The 22,696-nt window shown below is 53.5% G+C and carries 15 protein-coding genes; 12 read left to right on the top strand and 3 right to left on the bottom strand.

Annotated features, from left to right (window positions below; genetic code table 11):
* A partial coding sequence (locus U9J41_RS28335) for a transposase (protein WP_322400125.1) occupies positions 1-269 on the bottom strand: 269 nt, incomplete at its 3' end.
* 355 nt (positions 270-624) lie between these two features.
* Between U9J41_RS28335 and U9J41_RS28330 the strand changes: the two genes are divergently transcribed.
* The 12 genes from U9J41_RS28330 (at position 625) to U9J41_RS28275 (ending at position 20,226) form a co-directional block, all read left to right on the top strand.
* Positions 625-882 carry a hypothetical protein gene (locus tag U9J41_RS28330; protein ID WP_322405520.1) on the top strand — a complete coding sequence of 86 codons (258 nt, stop codon included), beginning with the start codon at positions 625-627 and terminating at the stop codon, positions 880-882.
* Positions 883-915: 33 nt separating this feature from the next.
* Positions 916-1,863 carry an AAA family ATPase gene (locus U9J41_RS28325; RefSeq protein ID WP_322405519.1) on the top strand — a complete coding sequence of 316 codons (948 nt, stop codon included), beginning with the start codon at positions 916-918 and terminating at the stop codon, positions 1,861-1,863.
* A 356-nt stretch (positions 1,864-2,219) separates the two neighbouring features.
* Positions 2,220-3,437, top strand: coding sequence for a phage/plasmid replication domain-containing protein (locus U9J41_RS28320; protein ID WP_322405518.1), 1,218 nt, complete (start codon positions 2,220-2,222; stop codon positions 3,435-3,437).
* Between the two features lie 446 nt (positions 3,438-3,883).
* The gene (locus U9J41_RS28315) at positions 3,884-5,107 is read left to right on the top strand and encodes an ABC-three component system protein (RefSeq protein ID WP_322405517.1); all 1,224 of its coding nucleotides are present in this window, start codon (positions 3,884-3,886) and stop codon (positions 5,105-5,107) included.
* Entirely contained in the window at positions 5,107-5,601 is a 495-nt protein-coding gene (locus tag U9J41_RS28310; RefSeq protein WP_322405516.1) for a three component ABC system middle component, read from the top strand. Before U9J41_RS28315 ends, U9J41_RS28310 begins: the two co-directional genes overlap by 1 nt.
* The gene (locus U9J41_RS28305) at positions 5,598-7,565 is read left to right on the top strand and encodes a DUF3732 domain-containing protein (protein ID WP_322405515.1); all 1,968 of its coding nucleotides are present in this window, start codon (positions 5,598-5,600) and stop codon (positions 7,563-7,565) included. The genes U9J41_RS28310 and U9J41_RS28305 overlap by 4 nt, the downstream gene beginning before the upstream one ends.
* A 188-nt stretch (positions 7,566-7,753) precedes the next feature.
* The gene (locus U9J41_RS28300; RefSeq protein WP_322405514.1) at positions 7,754-8,314 is read left to right on the top strand and encodes a hypothetical protein; all 561 of its coding nucleotides are present in this window, start codon (positions 7,754-7,756) and stop codon (positions 8,312-8,314) included.
* A gap of 603 nt (positions 8,315-8,917) precedes the next feature.
* Complete coding sequence (locus tag U9J41_RS28295; RefSeq protein ID WP_482194210.1) at positions 8,918-11,773, top strand: SNF2-related protein; 2,856 nt, start codon at positions 8,918-8,920, stop codon at positions 11,771-11,773.
* Positions 11,773-14,856, top strand: coding sequence for a TrlF family AAA-like ATPase (locus tag U9J41_RS28290; protein ID WP_322405512.1), 3,084 nt, complete (start codon positions 11,773-11,775; stop codon positions 14,854-14,856). The genes U9J41_RS28295 and U9J41_RS28290 overlap by 1 nt, the downstream gene beginning before the upstream one ends.
* Positions 14,856-16,586 carry a site-specific DNA-methyltransferase gene (locus U9J41_RS28285; protein ID WP_322405511.1) on the top strand — a complete coding sequence of 577 codons (1,731 nt, stop codon included), beginning with the start codon at positions 14,856-14,858 and terminating at the stop codon, positions 16,584-16,586. The genes U9J41_RS28290 and U9J41_RS28285 overlap by 1 nt, the downstream gene beginning before the upstream one ends.
* Entirely contained in the window at positions 16,583-19,318 is a 2,736-nt protein-coding gene (locus tag U9J41_RS28280; RefSeq protein WP_322405510.1) for a DEAD/DEAH box helicase, read from the top strand. The genes U9J41_RS28285 and U9J41_RS28280 overlap by 4 nt, the downstream gene beginning before the upstream one ends.
* On the top strand, positions 19,315-20,226 hold the full coding sequence (locus U9J41_RS28275) for a GIY-YIG nuclease family protein (RefSeq protein WP_322405509.1): 912 nt from the start codon (positions 19,315-19,317) through the stop codon (positions 20,224-20,226). Before U9J41_RS28280 ends, U9J41_RS28275 begins: the two co-directional genes overlap by 4 nt.
* A gap of 108 nt (positions 20,227-20,334) precedes the next feature.
* On the opposite strand, the gene U9J41_RS28270 is transcribed toward U9J41_RS28275, so the two are convergent.
* Both U9J41_RS28270 and U9J41_RS28265 read right to left on the bottom strand, forming a co-directional pair.
* Positions 20,335-21,318, bottom strand: a complete 984-nt coding sequence (locus U9J41_RS28270; protein ID WP_322405507.1) for a site-specific integrase — start codon at positions 21,316-21,318, stop codon at positions 20,335-20,337.
* Positions 21,319-21,688: 370 nt separating this feature from the next.
* Positions 21,689-22,672, bottom strand: a complete 984-nt coding sequence (locus tag U9J41_RS28265; RefSeq protein ID WP_322404939.1) for an IS5 family transposase — start codon at positions 22,670-22,672, stop codon at positions 21,689-21,691.
* Between the last annotated feature and the right edge of the window lie 24 nt (positions 22,673-22,696).

The following is a 22,696-nucleotide window of genomic DNA, read 5'->3' as shown; positions in this document are numbered from 1 at the left end:
GCGCCGAAATCGCCCTTGAGCGTCTTGGTGCTATGGCCGTTACGGGTGTTGGCGGTGCTGTTGGTCACCTCGCCGCTTTTGTCGTGGCCCAGGTGATCGGTCATCTCGACTTCCAGCGCGCGCTCGACCAGCATCTTGGTGAGCTGCTTGAGCAGGCCATTTTCGCCAATCAGGTCCTCCGGCTTCTGATAGTTCGCCAGCAGGCTGTCGGCCAGTTTGAGCAGTTCCGGATCGGGCTTGGCACGCTTGTTACGCTTTACAACGGTCATTGTTTCTCCTAGTGGCGGCAGTGTCCTGCCAAATGACCGTTTACACAATATTATTTACACCCTCTTGGACAAGTTTGTGATCAAAATAAATTTAGACGCTACGAGTGACCTGGAACCTGTCAGAGGCTCCGTTCAAGATACCGTCACTCCTCAATGCACATTGTAAGGTTGCTTGAGCGCGTCCTACGACCACGCCTTTGTTCCAATGTTGTGCCACGCTGGCCCGCGTGGTGGCGAGAAGATCTCGGCAACAAGTCAATTCTCAAGTTACAATAAGGCACCTTCAAACGGGCGTCGGTAGCAACTGACGGATGCAATCTAGTCTGTATGCATTGAGAGAGCACTGCAGTAGCAGATGCCTTTCCCCAACTGGCCTGTCCCCTGTGGCACGGTCGGAGAGCGCAGCGACATGGTCGTTGGCCAGCAGAGCCCGGTTTTCAACCGTCTGCCTGGTGCTTGCAGCCGCGGATATTTGATTGGTGTGTTCACGAATCTTAAGCAGCCTTGCCTGCATCGCTTCGTCATTCCCGAAGCATTCCACTGCACAAATTCACAGTTCACTTACGACGGCGAAGTGCCGCCTGTCGTTTTGCATTCAGCCGGCGTGACGTGAACCTCACCAAAACCGTTCACCCAGGAACAACAGATGAGTACGAACACAATTAACCGCGACAAGCGCGGACCAATCAAATTGGGCGCTTTGCTGGACTTAGCACTTCGTGCCGACGCCTCGCTGCTGGGCATGATGATCCTAGAAAAATCAATTGGGTTTCTTGCGGGCCCTCGTGGCGGCGGAAAATCATGGCTCGCAATGATTTTCGCCTACGCAATCGCGGCCCGCAAACCACTCGAGCCGTGGGGAACAGGCGCTGGCGCCGCGGTTGTGCTGCTCGACGGTGAAATGCGCGCAGCGGGTGTCCAAGAACGGCTTCGTCTTCTCCATGCGCTTAACACGAATGAAGAATCCCGCATTCTGGCAGAGGCTAACGTTCACATCGTCAGTCGCGACTATATGGTCGATCACATCGGTTCGATGGACACCGAAGAAGGGCAGCGGCGAATCGATGAGCTAATACCCGAGTCGGCAAAATTCGTCGTTGTTGACAACCTATCGGCCTGGACAAGTGGTGGGCGCGAGGACAGTGGCTCGTGGGCGATCATTAAGACTTGGCTCATAAGGAAACGCATTCAAGGTGTTGCCGTTTTGTTGGTTCACCACACCGGTAAGAATGGCCAGCAACGTGGATCAAGCGTGCACGAGGATCTGCTCGACTACTCGATCCTGCTCAGCCCGCTGCCTAGCAGTAGCGAAGGCCATGACACGCGCTTCAGCATCCAGCACACCAAGCTGCGGGACCATATTCCAGAACTGCGTCAGACGTATGAGTGCTCGATTTGGACTGAAGGTGAACGCTTCCAGTTTGAAATACTTCCTGCTGGCTTTAATGCGAACCAGCACGCGGCCGAAATGGTCGAAAAATACCGGACCGGTAGTTCGATGACTGATATTGCGTCTGAGCTTGGCATCTCAAAATCCACGGTCAGTCGCACGCTCAAGAAGCTTCGCGAACTAATGCCAGAACCCCTGAAATAACGACGTCCGCACCGTTGCATCGTTGCACGAGCTATGCGCACGCAACGATGCAACGGTGGGCAGGGAAGGCAAGCGCCGACAGCAACGCTGATATCAGCCGTCATACCGTCATACCGTACAAACTGACAACAGCGAACACATGTAAAGACCTACTACTTGTGCCTGTACGCATGGCGGGACAATCTGCCTGTCAGCGAGGCTGACTGCCGATAGCGCTTGCCTCACCTCATCCTCAGTCAGCATACAGTAACCAGTATTCAGCCTAACTGTTTATATGGTTAGAACTAATACCTGTCGGCTTGTTGGCTAACGTTAGCCCTGCTGACTGGAGCCGCGAACCTAAAAATGAGAACAGAATGAACACGAAACGTGACCACTTAGCCGAATGCTTGATGATCGACACGATGGGCCTCCGTGTGGAGAACGTCCCCCACGTTGCGCTGCCAAAGGCCTTCGGCCAAATCAGCGATGATCCTGAAGTTACCTACAAATCTGGTTGGGCGAAAGGGAACCTCAGGTCAGAGTCCGGGAAACACCTGTCTTTGCGTGTGCGCACGGTGAGAAAAAGCAACGAGTTGTTGATAGAGGGTAGCAATTCGATGCAGTACTTGGACCACAACATCGTGTCGTCGGGAGACGCGGTAATGACCGCTTTTTCGATGATCGATGCGGTTAGACGTCAGTACCCCCTGAAGCTCGGCTCCGCTTTTCGACCTCGCGAGTTCATGCAGGGCCGCGACATTGAGGTAACTAGATTGGATCTACCAGCAATGCTGCGAGTCGATCCAGGGCTGCGCAATGGTGCTGTCTTAAATGCGCTGGCTTTTGCGGGTCTCCGGGCTGGCGTCGTCACCACCGTATTTCCAAACGAATCACTGTACCTCGACCAGCATTCGCAACTGGAGTCGCTAAAGGCATACGATAAGGCCATCGAAATGCAGCAGAGCCGTCGCGACCTTAGGCTACCAAAGACTGAAAACGCCGACGCCCTCATGGAGTTGGCGCAAAGCACTTTACGTTTCGAGGGCGTTTACCGACTCAAGCGACTAAGGCGCCTGTTCGGAGATGTTCCGGTCACGCCTTCGATGCTCGCGCCAGAAACGCTGGCCAAGATATTCTTGCGGCTGCTGAACAAGTACAACCTGCACGGAAGTTTGCGTCGCTTACTCTCCGCCGAAGAGCTATTGAAAATTCGTATGCCCTACCGTCTGACCGTAGCCCTCTGGCAAATGGATGCGGACTTAACATCGATCTTCGGTGGCGACGAACGCCTGCTCCGTAGCCATCATCGTGTAATCAAGAAGGACTACAACGGCATCAATATTCTCGCCCCATCTCCTGCCACGATTGACCAGCACATAGAACTGGGTGAGATGCTTCGCGTCGAAAACTTCGTGCCTGTACCGGCGGCGATTCGCAGGGATCCAACGTTGTTCTACCATCGTGACATGCAAAAAGAATTCCGCATCAGTTGCCTTCAAAATAACGTACGTGGGCCATCAGCTATCTACATCGATCCTTACAGCCTTGATAACACATGCCTTGTAGGCTTTGGGGAGAACGACGATGACTAAATCATAAGAGTACTGATCGCCATCGAGGGTGTGGCTGTTGACTTGCGGCTTCGCGAACTGGACTTAGGGCGACAAGGCGAAGACGACATTCCAAACGAGGAGAGCGTGACAACTGGACGTTTGACTGCTGGACAACGGGAGCCTCCTCGGCACCCCACTCTAGAATAGCGTCATTGCAGCGTCTGCACTGCCAGTATCGCTGGTAAAGTCCAGCGAAATCGTGACTGACCGCTTGTCGAGCACAGTGATCTTATAGCGATGCGGAGCAGCTACAGTTCCAAGGGATGAACTCGAGCTTGTTGCAAAAGAAGAACATTTATCTTCGTGCAACATGTTATCCTAGGCAGAAAACGCCGTTTGAAGCCGTCAGGTGATGTATTCAGCTTAAGCAAGCCTCGCAGGGAGCCGCGGCTCCCTGTGCACTTCAATATGTAAGGTTTTGGCCAATGTCTTCCTCACTCTCGCATTCCGCCGTTGGCCCAGCCCTTGGTTACTATTACCAAGCGGTCTACGCGCTTCGGTTGCTCCTTCTTCAAGATGTACCCGATGCATGTATCAGCATTGAGAGCTGGGATGACGTTGTGTTGGAGAAAGGAACGGCACGGCAGTTATACCAGCTCAAACATACAATCGACCTTTCCAAAACCATCGGCATCAAGTCGGCCAGCGTGTGGAGAACTCTTACGGTTTGGCTGGATTACGCTAGTGCGCAAGACTCAACTAATACATGTTACTTTTTGGCGACCGTTGCGACGTTACAGTCTGGAAGTCCACTTGAATGCTTGCGCGACCCAAATGCAGACAGAAAAGATCTGCGCGCTGCTCTAGACGCTGAAGCGACCAAAGTAGTTGCCGCGCGAGCTAAGGCCAAGCTGGAACATAAACCCGAACACAAGTGGCCCTACTCTGACCGGTGGAAGGACTGTGAGCGTTATTTGCAAGCAACACCACAAGAGCGTGACGCCCTCTTGAAGCGGGCTGCATTGCTGCCTAAATCCTTTTCAATTCACACAGCGAAAGAAGAGATTGCAAAGATCCTCGCGCGTTCGGTCCCATCGCGAATCCTTGAAGAGCTCGCAAAGCAGCTCTTGGCATGGTGGGATCGTGAGGTGCTGGAGTCATTGACACATGAGCGTGAAAGTAGCTTGCATGTCGATGAAGTTCGTGCATTCATAACCAAGCGTGCCGCCGAACTTTTCGATAACGGATTCTTCGAAGATACCGAATCCTGTCGTGCAACTATCTCTCCCTCTGCCCCAGGAATTACCGCACAACTCGATTTTATTCAGGCATCGACGTCGCAGCGCACACGATCGACCGAGATGGAAATGCGGGCACGTGCGCAGCGGTCAGCCTGGATGCAAGCGGACGTGACAAAGTTGGATGCACTTCGCAAGTACGATGTAAGCCTCGTGGAGGAATGGTCTTATCGTTTTGATGCAAAATGCGATGAATGCTCGGGGGCAGAGCTTAAGGTTAAAGAAAAACATGGTCGTGATTTGCTCGACTGGACCCACCTCAGCGCACCAAACGAAGTTCGACGAATTGACGAAAATTATTATAACCCGGACCTTGTGCGGGGCACGTACATTTACCTCTCCGGCGAAGGAGCTGTAGGTTGGCACCCTGACTATGCGACGCTGTTCAAGAAAACAGAAGGGAAAGAATAATGCCAACTACGTCAGGATTTTTAAGTCGAGATACATACGCCGAGACTAACCCGGCGTTTTGCTCACTGCTACTAACAGCGAATGTAGCGGGCTTTCATAGCGTGCACGACCGTCCTATGCCAATAACATTCTTGCCGTTAGTTCTTCCCATTGTCATGTCCGGTGAGCTAGACAGCACATTCTTGTACACAACTGCCGATACCGGCCTTTCGCGATGGATCGTGAAAAACCCTGACATACTTATGAAGCTACCTGCGCGGATGGAGGCATGCCGTGAGATGACCAGGGCAGCGCTGCAATTCGCGCTGCACTACAAACATTTGAGCATGGACAACGAAGCTAATCTGCGCTCCCTAAATCTAGCATTGAGCGCAATACAGCTCAAGAAATTAGGCTTTGAACGCACGGCTAACAACGCGACTAAACTAGGGACGTGGTTTGGATCGCTGGGATTGGCTACGCTGGCCTATAACATATTGGGATTAGAAGCATGAGTCGTTGGAACATTAAAGAGGTTGCGTATTATAGCCATGATGGACAGGTGCGCAAGCTAGAGTTTGAAATCGGTAAAGTGAACATCATCACCGGGGCATCGGGGACCGGCAAATCTGCTGTGATCCAAACGATCGATTACTGCTTTGGTTCGTCCACATGCGAAATTCCGGTGTTTATTACAGATCGCGTCTGCGCGGTTGCAATTCACATGGTCAATGGGCCAACAAACGCAATTATTGGGCGGCGCGTAAGAACAGGTCCGGCAAAGACAAGCCATCAGATGTACTTTAATTTTGGTAGCGCTGCAGTACTACCCAACAATGCAAAAGATTTGTTGGGCGAAGGCAGTCGTGATATTACTCGTGCAAGCTTAGAGCGATTACTTGGTATAAGTGACGCTGCACTGCATGGCGGTCAAAGCAAAGATGACGAGGAAGAATCACGAGTCTCGCTAAGACAAGCAACCGCATTCATGTATCTTACAAAGAATGTTGTCGATAGTGATAAGACTTTGTTTCATGGGTTAGATGCGCCTAAATCAGCAGGCCATATTGTCGCCTCGATGCCATATTTTCTTGGTGCGATAGATGCACGCACCCTGCAGGGTAGATTCACGATCCGGGGCTTGAAAAGAGGGATTGAGGCTGAAGAAAAACGTAAGACGCTTTTCCAAAGAAACGATGACGAGTTCGCATCTGTTAGCCGTGCTTTGCTCGATGAGGCAATTGCATGTGGGATGCCGGTAACCGAATCCGCCTTTCTGAGTACTGAAGACCGGCTCGAAAATTTAAAGTCCTTAGCAAATTGGTCAGCGAAGCAATCGTTGCCTTCTTCTCCGGATGAAAAAATCAGTCCGCTAACCCAAGTATTCAGCGAAAAGAAAGAAGTTTCGGAGCGACTGTTCGGTCTGCGACAAGAGTGGCGCGCTGCCGTTGCAACGACGCGGCTTACTGAAGAAGTTCAAGACGGGGTAGAGCGGCAGCGGCGGAAGCTAAACGCGATTCAGTTCTTCGATATTGAAAGCAGTACATCGGTGTGTCCGGTGTGCTCCTCAAAGACTGCTGAGCCCTCGGCAAAACACCTGGCGATTGCAAGGGCCTTCCAGTCTTTGACAGCCGAACGTGACGTTGTCAAAAGGAACAAGCCTATCCTAGACGCATTTATGCAGCGTCTTCGAGTGTCGATCGAGGAGGCATCTACAACGATGCGCTCATTGGATATTCGCGCACAGGAATTGGTGGCGGCAGATAGGGCGTTTCAAATTGCAGAAGAGAATTCTCACCGAGCAGCAAGAGTGTCTGGACGTATTGCGTTCTTCCTCGAAAATTTCTCTGGGCAAGACCCCTTCGATAGCAACAGGCTTGATCGATATAGAGAAGAACTTGAAAGCCTAGAGGCCGAATTTGGCGATGACGCAACGGAGGAGAAACTTCGCGCTGCTGAATTAATCGTATCGGAAAACGCTACGGAGATTTTTCAGAGCCTTCCAGTAGCGGAACCATTCGGCAAAACTCGTTTGGTTTTTAATTCCAAAAAACCTTCGATCACAGTTCGAGATGCGACGCTCGGTAGGAGTTACAAATTAACTGATCTAGGGTCCGATCAAAACTACCTAAGCTTGCACATAGCCTTATTGTTCGGCATGCACAGATTTTTTGCTGAAATGAAAAGTCCTGTCCCTGGCGTGATAATCATAGATCAGGTTAGTCGCCCATACTTTCCGGAACAAAAAAAGAAAGGTGAAGCGCGCGACGAAGCAGAGGTTACGTCAGAAGACGCTGCGTCACTTCTTGAATATTTCAACTTTATTTTCGATGAGGTCGAACGAGATGAGGGACTGCAGGTTATCATTCTAGAACACGCATATTTCGTCGATGATGACAGGTACAGGGATGCGGTACGCTACCGCTGGCGCAAAGCAGACTCGGAACGACTGATTCCGCCTGAGTGGCCGCAACATTAGCGGCATCAAATTTACAGTCTACTTTTCCACTACAAGCGTCGGCTTCCCGGCAATTTAAGAACATTATGAGTGCCTTCGTAACTGAGCACAATTTCGAGGATCGGCTTCGCCAAGCGGTTTCACTAGCTTGGCAAATATTTAGTCGAAAGGTAGGTGGAGGGCTGATTCCGATAAACAAGGAGGCCTCGATGCAGCTGCAGTACGCCTATGTTTTGAAGCAGCTTCTTCCGCTAACGCTACAACATAAGGGTGAAAGCGCTGACATAGAGTTGGAAACCGGCCTGAGAACAAGCCGTGGTATGAATAATGTCGATGTTCTAGTTCGCGGAGAATCTGAAGCTGGAGCGGTTCAAATAGCAATTGAAATGAAGTGCTATCGCAAATTTGCTGCATCAGGTGGGACCCGAGGCGCGCACGACATTTTTATGAAAGATGTGTACGAGGACCTAGCTGTACTTGAAGACTATATTTTGCTCGGCCACGCTTCGCGCGGCGTTGCGCTGGTCATGAACGACCTTGAAAGGTTTGTAAGCCCAAAGGTGAAAGGTGGAAAATGCTGGGCCTACGACATCTCACATGGATACACTTTCCCTGGCGGTAAGATAGCTGTACCCATTGGAGGGAAGAGCGTAGCGGTAGATCTTCAGAAAACGTACACATTCATTTGGGAAAAATTTGGGTCGATGTGGTTTTCTGAGATAGAGGGGGCGCAACCTGCGTTGTCCTCTATTGGATTGCACTCGGCTTAGTCGCGGTTGTGCTCGCACCAGTGCTTGTTTATATTAATAATAGGACGGTAGTCACGCCGATCATTCCAGCTTTAAGTTTATTTTCGCAGATTTGCCGACGCTGTGAACGGTCCATACGTGCGAATTGTGATGTATATTCAGTGTGAAGTCATCACTTGATTGCCAGTGCTAGTTATCGATAATAGTGGCTTTTGGTGTGCTAGCAGTTATTCGTGAATTCGGCTATTAGCTTTCTTGACTAGCACCACGGATTGAAAATTGCCTTCCGGCCGAGTAATTCCTGCCTCTCTCCTCTAAAGAGATTTTTCACGAAACGCCAGTCATCACTGCTTCGTTTCGTTTGCGCTTCGCAAGTCTTCACGCTCGTTCTATTTCTAGCCTCCTAACACTAGCGATGTTGCCTCGGCTAGTTCAATCGATTTTTTGCCGCCTCTCTCCGTTTCGATGGCACGCTTCCTCCTACTCAACGGCTTCGGTCCCTAATGCAGCCTAGTTAATGACGCATGGAAATGGTAGAATCGACCAAACGTCGCAAGCCAAATTTGACACCAAAGCACATCTGGTTAGGTACATTGGGGATCGCCATTGATAACGCAGCAGCTCTTGACGCAGCATCAAAGCCAGTACTACGCGTGGCTTTTGACGCGGCGCGCGGCAGGCAACACAGTCGAGTCACTGGCATCCACCCTCGTTGACTCACAGGTTGACCTCAACCCGCATCAGGTTGAGGCGGCTCTCTTCGCCTGCAGCAATCCGCTGTCGCGCGGCGTCATCCTGGCGGACGAGGTTGGGTTAGGCAAGACTATCGAGGCAGGACTCGTAATTTCGCAACGCTGGGCCGAGCGCCGTCGCCGCATCCTGATCATCACGCCGGCTAACTTACGCAAGCAGTGGCATCAGGAGCTGCAGGACAAATTTAACCTGCAAAGCCTGATCCTCGAGGCCAAGAACTACAACGCCATCCGCAGACAAGATCACCAAAACCCCTTCCTAACGGCATCAGGGCCGGTCATCTGCTCATATCAGTTTGCGAAGTCTAAAGCAGACGACATCAAGGACATCGCTTGGGACTTAGTCGTCCTCGACGAAGCGCATCGTCTGCGCAATGTCTACAAGACTAGCAACGTCATTGCCAAGACACTGAAAGAAGCGCTGGCTCATGTTCACTCTAAAGTACTGCTGACTGCAACGCCGCTGCAAAACTCACTGCTCGAACTCTACGGTCTGGTCAGCATGATTGATGACCGAGTCTTCGGCGACCTCGACAGCTTTCGATCCCAGTTCACTGCCCAGCCCAAAGAGCACGCATTTGCTGCATTGCGAACTCGACTGGGCCCGGTGTGCAAGCGAACGCTGCGCCGCCAAGTTCAACAGTACGTCCCTTATACCGCGCGCAAAGCCATTGTTGAGGAGTTCACCCCATCTTTCGAGGAACGGGAACTGTCCGGCCTTGTCGCTGACTACCTGCGGCGGCCAAACCTCAAGGCGCTGCCAGAAGGCCAGCGCCAGTTGATCTCCCTGGTGCTCTGGAAGCTTCTTGCGTCTTCCACCCACGCCATTGCCGGCGCCCTCGAAACAATGGCCAAGCGTCTGGAAGGGGAGCTGGACGAATCCTCGGACGTTCCTGATCTTGCCGAAGTGCTAGACGAAGACTATGAATCGCTCGACGAAACCGCCGACGAGTGGAACGGGCACGACCCAAGCGCCGCACCGCCAACCCCAAACGAACGTGACTCCATAGCACAGGAGATTACCGAACTTCGGCATTTCAAAAAGCTAGCGACCAACATTCGCGACAACGCAAAAGGCAAGGCGTTGCTAACCGCGCTGGAGCGGGCGTTTTCAGAGCTGGAGCGTCTCGGGGCAGCCAAGAAGGCCATCATCTTCACCGAATCAAAGCGCACGCAGGAATACCTCCTCTCGCTCTTGATCGACACATCCTATGGGGAAGGGATCGTGCTGTTCAATGGCACTAATAACGATGGTCGCGCACAGGCCGTCTACAAAGACTGGCTCAAGCGCCACGAGGGAACAGATCGCATTACTGGCTCTAAAACCGCTGATACCCGAGCTGCACTGGTTGAGCACTTCAAAGAGCGCGGCACAGTGATGATTGCTACCGAGGCCGGTGCCGAAGGCATTAACCTACAGTTTTGCTCACTGGTCATCAATTATGACCTGCCTTGGAACCCACAGCGCATCGAACAGCGCATCGGGCGCTGCCACCGCTACGGCCAAAAATTCGACGTGGTTGTGGTGAACTTTGTTGACCGCAGCAATGAGGCAGACGCGCGGGTCTACGAGCTGCTTGCGCAGAAGTTCCAGTTGTTTGAAGGCGTGTTTGGCGCCAGCGACGAGGTGCTTGGGGCCATCGGCTCCGGCGTGGATTTCGAGCGGCGCATTGCGGACATCTATCAGAATTGCCGCGACCCGGATGCAATTAAGGCCAGCTTCGAGCAATTGCAGCGCGACTTATCCGGCGAGATCAACGAGGCGATGGTGAAGACGCGGCAGATCCTGCTTGAAAACTTCGATGAGGAAGTTCAGGACAAGCTGCGCGTGCGGGCCGAAGCAAGCCACGCGGCCCGGGGCAAGTACGAGCGCATGCTGCTGGATCTGACGCGCGCGGAACTCGCCGCGCATGCAACGTTCGATGCCGACGGGTTCGTACTTGAGCAGCTCCCAAATTCGGCCCTGTCCGGAGTTGAACTGGGCCGCTACGAACTGCCCCGACGTTCCGGCGATGCGCACCTGTATCGGATCGGCCACCCACTCGCAGAGTGGGTAACCGGCCAAGCCAAGTCCCGCATTTTGCCCATGACCAAGCTGGTGTTCGACTATGGCGCCTACGGCACTCAGATCAGCACGCTAAAGAATTATCGCGGCATGTCTGGCTGGCTCACAGTATGCGTGGTCTCAGTAGATGCTTTGGGCACTCTGGAAGATCGGCTTGTTGTAGCCGCCGTTACCTCCGACGGAACACCGTTGGCAGAAGACGACCCTGAGAAGCTCCTGCGTCTGCCAGCAGGGGTTGCCGGACCGTGTGATCGCAATGAGCCGCCGCCCGCACTCGCCAACGATCTACTAACCCGCCGACAGAGCATCTTGCGAGAGATTAACCAGCGCAACCTCGGCTACTTTGAGCAAGAGGTCCAGAAGCTCGACGCTTGGGCAGACGACCTGAAGCTGGGCATCGAGCAGGAAATCAAGGAGATCGACCGGCAGATCAAAGAGGTTCGCCGCACGGCTGCGGGCGCGCCAACCCTTGAAGAGAAATTATCGTGGCAGAAAAGACAACGCGAACTTGAAAGCGCGCGCACAAAGCTGCGGCGCGATCTCTTCAACAAACAAGATGAAATCGAAGCACAGCGCAACGACATCATTAATCAGCTAGAGGGTCAGCTCAAACAACAAGTAAATGAGCAACCCTTGTTTTGTATCGAATGGGAGCTCATCTAATGTCCAAGAGGGAAATTGCTAGAGGTTCAGTTTGGCGCCAGTGGGATCTGCACATCCACACACCGGCATCCTTCCACTGGACGGGCAAACGGTTCGAGGGCGATCTGTCTTCTCCTGAGAATCGCGAGTTAGTCGACGAGATGATCGAGGCGATGAATGCAGCTGAACCGGCTGTATTCGCGATCATGGACTATTGGACCTTCGACGGATGGTTCGCGCTCAAGCACAGGCTTGGCGAACCCGGTGCACCTGAGTTGAAGAAAACCGTCTTTCCCGGCATTGAACTCCGGCTCTCTGCTCCTACCACTAAGAGGCTGAACGCGCACGTCATCTTTTCAGAGACTATCCCTGACCACCATCTGCGAGAGTTCTTGTCAGATCTCAAGCTCGAGCGCACAGACAGGTCGGTGTCGAAAGAGTCACTGATCGATTTGGCGCGAAGTACGGCTGAAGACATGCTCATCAAGAAGGGGCACAAAAAGCTTACAGTCGAGGGTGATGCTGAAGAAGCTCTGATGGCCGGTTACAAGCTGGCAGAAGTGAAGGCTGACAGCTACAAGGCCGCCATCAAGAAGGTGCCGGATGGCCAAGCTATCGGCTTCATGCCTTTCGACACGAGTGATGGCCTTACGGAAGTAAAGTGGGAAGACCATTATGCGTACTTCCTCGGCCTGCTTGAGTCCTCACCGATCTTCGAGTCGAGGAACGCCGACCTGAGAACAGCATTTCTATGCGAGGAGACGCCTAAAAACAAAGGCTGGATTGGCAACTTCAAGCATGGGCTCAAGAATATTCCCAGACTAGTCGTTTCCGGCAGCGACGCGCACTGCTTTGTGGGCGTGCCGGGCGATAACGATCGTCGAGGTTACGGAGATTTTCCATCAGGCAAGAAAACGTGGATCAAGTCAGACCCATCTTTCCATGGGCTGAAACAGGCAATCCTGGAGGCAGCGAAGCGATCGTTCATTGGGGAAAAGCCGCCAAAGCTTCACGCAGTGCAGTCGAGCAAGACTCACTTCATCGAATCGATTGAAGTGGTCAAAACCGGCACCAAAGCCGGCATCGGCAATTGGCTGGACGGTTGCGATCTGCCGCTGAATTCTGATCTGGTCGCTATTGTTGGCAACAAGGGCAGTGGAAAGAGTGCCCTTGCCGACGTCATCGCAACACTCGGACACTCCCGGCAGGCAAAGCACTTCAGCTTTCTCAGGCGCGACCGATTCCTGGGCAAGAGTGGAGAGCCTGCGCGCCACTTCACCGGCACGCTGACCTGGCACGACGAAAGTACCGAGGCTCGTACGCTGGAGGATCTTCCAACAGAGGACAAGCTGGAGCTTGTCCGATACATCCCACAGAATTACTTCGAGGAGCTCTGTAACGAGCACGTTTCTGGGAAGTCGGACGCTTTTGAAAAGGAACTAAGAGCGGTCATCTTCTCGCATACTAGTGAGGAAATGCGTCTCGGCGCTCTCGACTTTGATCAGCTCACAGAACAGCATGAGCAATCGCTAAGAAATAGATTGGGGGAGTACCGGAAGGAACTGAAGACCCTCAATTCCTCTATCGCACGAGTCGAGGAACAGCTACAACCGATCGAGGCGAAGAAGCTGACAGACCAATTGCTGGTCAAGGTACGTGAAATCGAGGAGCACCAAAAGATTAAGCCTGTGGAGGTTGCCCCTCCGCCGGAAACGATGGAGCCTGAGCAAAAGCAGGCTGCGGAGGCGCTTGGCGCCACGGCACAGAAGATTGAGGCCGGAACCAAGCGTACGCAGCAGATACAGGCCGAGGTCACGGCGATCGCCAAGCAGCAGAAAGCCCTCGCCAACGCAAAGGAGCAACTGCGCCTGCTGCAACGATCCTTCGATCAAACCAAACAACTTGTTGCTGAAGACCTCAGCCTTGCGGGTTTAAACTGGGACGATGTCGCAAACCTGGACATAAAGACGAACTTGCTCGACGAACGAACTTCAGCCCTCACAGAGAAACAAACGGCACTTCAGATTGAAGCCAACAAGTTGGTCGAAAATCTCGCGACCCTCGAGGGAGAAAAAAAGGTCCATTCGATCAAACTTAACGCTCGCCAGCAGCAGTTCGAAACGTACCAACACCAGCTCGCAGAATGGACGAAGAAGTTGGGCACCCTTACAGGCACGCCCACTGATCCGGACACCAAGGTGGGCCTCGAGACCCGGCTAGCTCAGATCAAGGAGTTGCCAGCAAAACGAGCAGAATTGCAGCAAGCGCGGCTGAAATTGACGGCTGAGATCTTTGACTCCCTCGATTCGCAGCGGAAGGCCCGGGAGGACTTGTTTAAACCGGTACAAGATCTGATCAAGGTGAACGACTTGATCCGAGAAGACTACCGACTGCAATTTCAGGCAACCCTTGCCGCCTCAGCGGAGGCTATCGCAGAGCTGCTATTTGCAATGATCAAGCAGACCTCGGGCGAACTTCGTGGTCAAGATGAGGCGCTCTTAACGGTCAAGAAACTCTTTGATGGCCATGATCTGAATGCAAAGGATGGCGCCTTGGCATTCGCAAGGGCCTTGCACGAAACAGTCGAGAGGGCTGCCAAGGCTTCGGGCACACAGGTCGGTATTGTAAACATTCTGAAGAAAGAGCAATCAGCGGTTTCCGTCTATGACCTGATCTTTGGACTGGAATTTCTCGAGCCGCGCTATTCGCTCCTGTTCCAAGATACACAGATTGAGCAGCTTTCGCCCGGACAGCGCGGTGCGCTGCTGCTGATCTTCTATCTTCTGGTGGATAACGGCAAAACGCCCATCATCTTAGATCAGCCCGAAGAAAATCTGGACAATGAGACGGTATTTCGACTCTTGGTTCCGGTCCTGTCGGAGGCCAAGAAGAAGCGCCAAATCATCATGGTCACTCATAACCCGAACTTGGCAGTGGTCTGTGACGCAGAGCAAATTATCCATGCATCGTTTGACAGGGCATCAGGTTGCACGATCAAGTACGTATCGGGGTCGTTAGAAAGTCCAACGCTAAACAGTGCTGTGGTGACAGTGCTGGAAGGAACCAAACCGGCGTTTAATAATCGCTCTGGAAAGTATCACTGATGAGTAATTCAAAGCAAAAACTCGAACTTACTTGGATCGGAAAGGAAAAGCGACCTAAGCTAGAGCCGCGAATCCTGCTAGAAGAACCAAATAAGTCATATCACGCAAAGCATCGCGTGACCGAAAACGACATCTTCGACAATCGGCTGATTTTCGGGGATAACTTATTGGCGCTAAAGGCGCTGGAACAGGAATTCTCGGGGAAGGTGAAATGCGTCTTTATTGATCCGCCATATAATACCGGCAGTGCGTTCACACATTATGACGACGGGCTTGAGCATTCAATTTGGCTAGGGCTAATGCGTGACCGACTAGAGATTATTCGCCATTTGCTCTCAGATGACGGTTCGCTTTGGATCACTATTGACGATAATGAAGCGCACTACCTCAAAGTGCTGTGCGACGAGATTTTTGGCCGGGCAAATTTTGTGGCAAATGTCGTGTGGCAAAAGAAATACGCTGTCGCCAATGATCACAAAACTATTGCTCCCATGCACGATCACTTACTCGTTTATCGTAAGAGCGAACGATGGCAGCGGAATCTTATTCCAAGAACTGCTGAGAAAGATCGTCAATACAAGTACGAGGATGAAAAAGGCGTATTTCGTCCCGACAACTATACCTGCAGCAAATCTGCCGATGAGCGCCCCAATCTTTATTATGCAATCGTACAACCAAATACCGGTGAGGAAATATGGCCGAGTAAAACGCGTGTTTGGTCTTACTCGAAAGAGGAGCACTTTAGACATGTGGCAGAGGGTTTCATTTATTGGGGAAAAGATGGGCTTGGCAAAACTCCATCCTTCAAACGTTACAAACATTTATTGCGTAATCAGGGCGTAGTTCCCCAAACTTTGTGGTCACACGAATACGCGGGCCATACCGATGCTGCTCGAAAAGAAGTTCGTGCAGTATTGGGAAGCTCATCATTGGCCAACGATTTCATTACACCGAAGCCTGAAAGCCTAATTCAACGCGTACTTGAAATCGCTACCAATCCCGGCGACCTCGTCGTTGATTCGTTTGCAGGTTCCGGTACCACCGGCGCAGTGGCCCACAAAATGGCCCGCCGCTGGATCATGGTTGAGCTTGGCGAACATTGTCATACGCATGTTATTCCGCGTCTTAAAAAGGTCATTGATGGGGAAGACAAGGGCGGCATTACTAACAGTGTCAACTGGCAAGGCGGCGGCGGCTTTCGCTATTACAAGCTAGCGCCCAGTCTCATCGTCAGCGATCACTGGGGCAATCCAGTCATCAACCCCGAATACAACGCCGCGCAGTTGGCCGAAGCCCTCGCCAAACTGGAAGGGTTCGCTTACGCCCCTTCCGAGGTGCAGTGGTGGCAGCACGGGCATTCAAGTGAGCGGGACTTCATCTACGTCACGACCCAAAACCTGTCGGCTGAGCAACTGCAAGCATTGTCTGATGAGGTCGGCAGCGATCAGAGTCTGCTGGTCTGCTGTGCGGCTTTTCACGGCATCACTGCAGCAAAGGCATCCGAACGCTGGCCGAACCTCACGTTGAAGAAGATTCCGAAGATGGTTCTGGCTCGCTGCGAGTGGGGCCATGACGACTACAGCCTCAACGTCGCCAATCTACCGATTGCGGAAAAAGCTGAGCCGCCCGAAGAGCCGGTACTTCCAACCGGCGCTACCGCACGCAAAACCAAAAAATCCGCCGCGTTGAACATGGGGCAAGGCGGCCTGTTTGGGGAGAACGAAGCATGAATGCACGCGTCCAGAACGCCGTTACCGGCCGATTGTCTCTGCGCCCGCCGCAAGCGGAATCCCTTGCCAGACTCGTGCGCTCCATCGAAGCCGCGCCGGGGCTGCTCGGGCACGACCAAGATCTGGCAGCCATCCTTGCTTCGTTGAAGGCCGAGTTCCCGACGCTAGAAGACTTTGAGCGCGAGTTCCCGTCGCTATGCTTCTCACTGGCCACAGGCGTTGGCAAGACGCGGTTGATGGGCGCTTTTATCGCCTACTTACATCTCGCTCACGGCATTAACAACTTCTTCGTGCTGGCCCCGAACCTGACGATCTACAACAAGCTGATCGCAGACTTCACGCGCAACACGCCCAAGTACGTCTTCAAAGGCATCGCTGAATTTGCACAACAGCCTCCGCTTATCATCACCGGCGATAACTACGACCAAACCGGCGCGGTTGTGCAGGATCAGGCGATGGGGTTCGCGCACGATGTGCGTATCAACATCTTTAACATCTCCAAAATCAACTCTGAAGTGCGTGGCGGCAAGGAGCCGCGAATCAAGCGGATGAAAGAAGTACTTGGGGACAGCTACTTCAACCATCTGGCCAACTTGCCAGATCTCGTGTTGCTGATGGATGAGTCTCACCGCTATCGCGCTAGTGCCGGGGTTCGCTCTATCAATGAGCTGAAGCCGCTGTTTGGCCTGGAGGTAACAGCAACACCGTTTGTGGAATCCACGCGCGGCCCGGTGCCGTTCAAGAACGTGGTGATGGACTATCCATTGGCACGAGCGATGGAAGACGGTTTTGTCAAAGAGCCTGCCGCCGTGACCCAGCGCAACTTCGACGCCAAGGCTCACACCGTCGACGTGATCGAGCAAACTAAGCTGGAAGACGGCGTACGCCTTCACGAAGCCACTAAGGTAGAGCTGCTGACCTACGCCCGTGAGAACGGCGTAAAGGTGGTGAAACCGTTCATGCTCGTCATTGCGCGTGATACCACTCACGCTGGGCAACTTTTGGCGCTTCTAGAATCAAAAACCTTTTACGAGGGGCGCTACGAGGGCAAGGTGATTCAGGTCGACTCCAGCCGCACAGGCGCAGAAGAAGAAGAGATGATCGCGCGCCTCCTCGCGGTAGAGAGCGTGGACGAGCCAACCGAGATCGTCATTCACGTCAACATGCTAAAAGAGGGCTGGGACGTCACCAACCTCTACACCATCGTGCCGTTGCGTGCGGCCAATGCACGCACGCTGATTGAGCAGTCAATTGGTCGCGGGCTGCGGCTGCCCTATGGCAAGCGGACAGGCGTAGCAGTGGTTGATCGCCTCAATATCGTCGCGCACGATAAGTTCCAGGAAATCATTGATGAAGCCAATCGGGGCGACTCACCGATCAGGCTGAAGCAGGTGATTCTCGAAGCACCGAGCGCCGACGACAATAAGGTGAGTGTCCAGGTCGGCTCCAATGCGATGACGCGCCTGGGGCTTGCCGATGCACCATCTATCGCCAGCGCAGCAACAATTGGAGGCGCGACCCCGGCCAGCTCTACTCCCGCGCCAGTATTCACAACGGAACGCGAGCGCCAAGCCGCGCGCGTTGTGATGGAGGTCATCGGCAAGTACGAGGTCAAGCGCGATCTCGTTCCGACCAGTGGCGCACTGCTCAACGCGGAAGTGCAAGCTGCGATCCTGGCTGAGGTGACCGAGCGCTTGAAGCCTGCACAAGGCGAACTACTTGCAGGTGTAGACGTCGCGATCCCTGCACTTGACCTCCCGGCCGTGGTAGCCAAGACCACTGAGATCGTCGTCAAGCAAACCATAGATATACCTCGGATTGCGGTAGTGCCAACCGGCGAGGTCACTACAGGCTACCATCCGTTCAAGCTCGGCACATTACCAAACTTCCAACCCGGTCAGCGCGAAATAGTCGGCCAAGAACTGCGAACGAACGAGCAATTCACCTTAAACCGCGAAGCGGGTATGAGAGAACAGCGTTTCGAGGACTACATTGTCAAGAAACTGATCGACTTTGACGACATCGACTACTTCACCCAGTCAGCTCTGCTGTACGACCTAGCCGGCCAGGCAGTTTTGCATTACCAGGCGCAGAACTACTCGGAAAGCGAGCTGCATGAGGTCTTCGACACCTACGGTACTGAACTGGCCAGGTTGATCCGAGCGGAGATGATGGACCACTTCTGGGAAGAGGCCACGGAGTACGAAGTGCAGGTCAGCCGTGGATTCACGGAACTAAAAGCCTGCAACTACACGGCCACCGCAGGTCAGACTGCTCACCACTTCCGGGAAACCGTGAGTGAGCTGGGCCGGATCAAGCAAATGCTGTTCGGCGGCTTTGCGCGCTGTCTCTACCCCTTACAGAAGTTCGACTCTGACACAGAACGTCGCTTCGCCGTCATTCTTGAGCGCGATGCATCCAAGTGGTTTAAGCCTGCCAAGGGCCAGTTCCAAATTTACTACAAGCTTGGCACTGAGCAGCCGGAATATATTCCTGACTTCGTAGCAGAAACGAATTCGGCAATATTCATGGTGGAAACTAAGGCTAGAGCCGACATCAATACCCCCGAAGTTAAGGCCAAGGCTGCTGCTGCTGCGCGGTGGTGCAAGCACGCTTCGGATCATGCCACTACCGTCGGCGCTAAGCCGTGGCGGTACGTGCTCGTGCCGCACGACGAGATCACCGAATCAATGCGGCTCTCGGACTTTTTGCGTTTTGAAGTAAAAATTTGACTTTCGAAAAAATGCAGCCTTTCTCAATTACGCTTTTCGCAACGACTGGTGATCCGGAAGGAATTCGCCATCTCCATAAGTCGAACTGGTCTGGCTATGGTGTCGTATTCAACAGGGAACTCTTCCATCTGTTGAAGCAGGAACCAGGTTTCTCTCAGGCCGGCATCTACATCCTCGTGGGGAACGCTGCCGAAGAGACGATATACATTGGAGAGGCTGATCCTGTCGGTGACCGTTTGAAGAATCATGTCGCGAACAAGGAGGGATGGGTATGGGGTGTGTACTTCTTCGACCGCAACCACAATATCGGCAAAACCGAGGTCCAGTACCTGGAGTCGGCACTGGTTGCGCTGGCAAAAAAGCATGATCGAGCCATTCTTCTGAACAAGAATAACCCGACCGCGCCAACGATGGCCCCTGTAGCAAAGGCTACAGCTCATGCATTCTTAGCTGATATGTTGCTGATTTTGCCTATGCTTGGAATTAATGCCTTCACGCCGCCTAAGCAAGATGACTCTAATGATCAGGTGCAGCCCGTTGGTTCAGAAAGCGGCAAGTTCGACACCATTGTTGTACCAGCCCGCGAGGAGGGATTCAGGCAACGCTTTCTAAACGAGCACTGCTGGTTCGCAGTGCGGATCAACGCGAAGCATATCCCAAAACTGAAGTTCATCGCTGCATATCAGGTTGCTCCGGTCGGTGCCATTACTCATGTCGCCGAGATCGATGCCATCGTTCCGTATAACGACACTGGAAAATACATGATCAAGTTCAAGGCGGCCGCAGCAGCGATTGATACGATCCCACGTTTAGATAGCAGCGAAATTAATATGCAGTCTCCTCGCTACGCATTGCGAGACAAGCTGATGTCTGCAAAAAACTTGGATATGGTATGGGGAACGAATTAAACGCTAAATTGCGGCAAGATTTGAATGTGGCGATCGAGATTTCTGCATGAGATAAGCCGCTAGACGTCAAACGTAAAGCGGCTTTAGCATCGGTGTCGTGACTACATGTTAGAGCAGGCTTGGAATTTTCCTTTTGCTCACGGGGCGAATGTAGCGCGCTAGTGTTACGTCTGACATGTGACCGGTCTGCTCACGAATTTGGTAAGGCTGCAGCCCAACCGTGGCCGCCTCCGTACAGTATCCGGCGCGCAGACTATGCCCTGCCACATTTTTTGCCGCCTCATCGCCGGCCATCATCCTGACGGACGACTTGACAATGAGCGCCACGGACTGTGGGGTTAGCGCTTTATCGCCGACCTTATCGTGCCGATTGATGGCCCTAAATAGGGGACCGCTGCCGATGCCGGCCAGCGATAGCCAGTCCGTCAATGCCTTAACCGGGCAGCGGCTACCGCGCGCGTAAGGAACAAACACCGTCCTGCCAGCCCCCTCTTGGTCCGTCTTGGAGCGCCGGATCAGCAGTTCGACACCGCTCTCAAAGCAAGTAATGTCCTCGTACCGAAGCGCTACCAGCTCTGAACGTCGGAACGCACCGGAAAACCCAACAAGCAGCAGGGCTTTATCGCGTGCAGCCTTCATCGGCCGTTGCCGCTCTACGTGAACCATCATTTGCAAGAGATCGTCTTTCACGAGGGGCGCCACTTGCCGCTGCTTTGTGCCTACCGTGCGGCGGATTCCTTGCATCGTTCGCTTGACCAGGCTATCCATGACCGGTGACATGAGGCCAACGTCCGTGTGTGCGCGATGGATCGCGATCAGACGGTGCTGAAGCGTACTGACCGCCAGGATGCCGGCGAAATTCGCAAGGTACTCTGCAACTATTGTCGGCGTTGCCGGTATTGAACCGCCGTGCTGTTTGAAATGGCGAATGTCCGCGTCGTATGAGCGCGTAGTGGCGTTCGACTGAGCGGCGGCGGCATAGCTAGCCACAAGCGCCGACGGCTGAGCCTGAGCCGTTTTGAGCGGTTTCTTTGCGCGGGGTGATTTCGTGACGTCGGCACTGGCTGGCGGCATTGATTGATCAGCCGCCATGCTAATACTCCTCGGGAAGAAGCAAGGTCGTCACGCAATGATCCGCTTCAGTGATGATCCAAAGGCGTGTGCCACGTCCTAGCAGGTATGCAGAAAGTATCCGAGTGTGGTTGCGGATTGCATTGGCATTGGCAACGCGATCCGCCTCGTCTATGTCTCCGAAGTCGCCGTTCTGGTGCCGCATCAGCAGAGTCGAAGCATTGACGCCAGCATGATCGAGCAGCGCTAGGGAGCCGCTGATTAATTCACTTTCGCGCGCGAAAGTCGACGAGATTGCTGGCCAGGTTGCTTGGCACCTCGAAAGATGTTTTTGGCCCGGCCACAGGCAATTGTTCAGCAAGTCGGCAGTATTTCTTTTGCCTTCCGGCACTCAGGACGCACGTCGGGTGTCGGTGACCGTAAATCGCCGGCCAGCCAGTACCAAATTGGCGAAGCCGAACAGCGTAAACAGTTGTGTCGTGTTCTTGGCCAAGCCGCGATAGCGCGTCTTCCGATGACGGAACAGGTTCTTGATGACATGGAACGGATGCTCGACTTTCGCCCGCACGCTGGCCTTGAGATGCTCCAGTTTTTCGAGCATGCGGCCGAGCTTGTTCTTGGGCAGGGCCTTGCGCTTGGAGCGCTTCATCGCCACGTGCCAGGTCACCGATTTGCCGAGATTCTCTGCACGTTTCTCGACGCCTTGGTAGCCGGCATCGCCAAGCGCCGCAGATTCATCGCCGTGCAACAACGAGCCCGCTTGTGTGACGTCGGCGACGTTACCGGCAGTGCCGATGACGGTATGCACGAGGCCGGACGCGGCGTCCACTCCCACGTGCGCCTTCATCCCGAAATGCCACTCGTTGCCCTTCTTCGACTGGTGCATTTCCGGATCACGCTTGCCGTCCTTGTTCTTGGTCGAAGGCGGCGCCGCGATCAGCGTGGCATCCACAATGGTCCCCTCACGCATCATCAGACCCTTCTCGGCAAGGTGGCCGTTGATGGTGTCGAAGATCTTTTTCGTCAGCCCGTTAGCTTCGAGCAGATGCCGGAATTTGAGCAGCGTCGTCGCGTCCGGCGCAGACTCCCGATTGAGGTCGATGCCGACAAAGGCGCGGATGGCCTGGCTGTCGTAGATCGCGTCTTCAATGCCCTCATCCGACAGCCCGAAACACTGTTGGGCCACATACATCCTCAGCATGCGTGCCAAGCCGATCGGCGGGCGGCCAGCACCGACGATCTTGGGGTAGAACGGTTCGATTGCCCGCTGCAGCGGCTCCCACGGCGTGATCTTTTCGATCTCCGCAAGAAAGCGGTCGCGCCGCGTCAGCTTCTTCTTGTTTGCGTATTCAAGGTCCGAGAAGCTCTTTTGCATGATCGACACGACAGCGTTGGATGG

Source organism: Massilia luteola, assembly GCF_034420155.1.
Classification (GTDB): Bacteria; Pseudomonadota; Gammaproteobacteria; order Burkholderiales; family Burkholderiaceae_D; genus Telluria; species Telluria luteola.
The sequence above is the reverse complement of the archived record's forward strand: the minus strand, read 5'-3'. Positions and strand labels throughout refer to the sequence as shown.

Bases quoted from the DNA above. Each gene is read 5' to 3' on its own strand.
- U9J41_RS28330 (WP_322405520.1), top strand. From the start codon at position 625: ATGCCTTTCCCCAACTGGCCTGTCCCCTGTGGCACGGTCGGAGAGCGC.
- U9J41_RS28325 (WP_322405519.1), top strand. From the start codon at position 916: ATGAGTACGAACACAATTAACCGCGACAAGCGCGGACCAATCAAATTG.
- U9J41_RS28320 (WP_322405518.1), top strand. From the start codon at position 2,220: ATGAACACGAAACGTGACCACTTAGCCGAATGCTTGATGATCGACACG.
- U9J41_RS28315 (WP_322405517.1), top strand. From the start codon at position 3,884: ATGTCTTCCTCACTCTCGCATTCCGCCGTTGGCCCAGCCCTTGGTTAC.
- U9J41_RS28310 (WP_322405516.1), top strand. From the start codon at position 5,107: ATGCCAACTACGTCAGGATTTTTAAGTCGAGATACATACGCCGAGACT.
- U9J41_RS28305 (WP_322405515.1), top strand. From the start codon at position 5,598: ATGAGTCGTTGGAACATTAAAGAGGTTGCGTATTATAGCCATGATGGA.
- U9J41_RS28300 (WP_322405514.1), top strand. From the start codon at position 7,754: ATGCAGCTGCAGTACGCCTATGTTTTGAAGCAGCTTCTTCCGCTAACG.
- U9J41_RS28290 (WP_322405512.1), top strand. From the start codon at position 11,773: ATGTCCAAGAGGGAAATTGCTAGAGGTTCAGTTTGGCGCCAGTGGGAT.
- U9J41_RS28285 (WP_322405511.1), top strand. From the start codon at position 14,856: ATGAGTAATTCAAAGCAAAAACTCGAACTTACTTGGATCGGAAAGGAA.
- U9J41_RS28280 (WP_322405510.1), top strand. From the start codon at position 16,583: ATGAATGCACGCGTCCAGAACGCCGTTACCGGCCGATTGTCTCTGCGC.
- U9J41_RS28270 (WP_322405507.1), bottom strand. From the start codon at position 21,318: ATGGCGGCTGATCAATCAATGCCGCCAGCCAGTGCCGACGTCACGAAA.
- U9J41_RS28265 (WP_322404939.1), bottom strand. From the start codon at position 22,672: ATGCAAAAGAGCTTCTCGGACCTTGAATACGCAAACAAGAAGAAGCTG.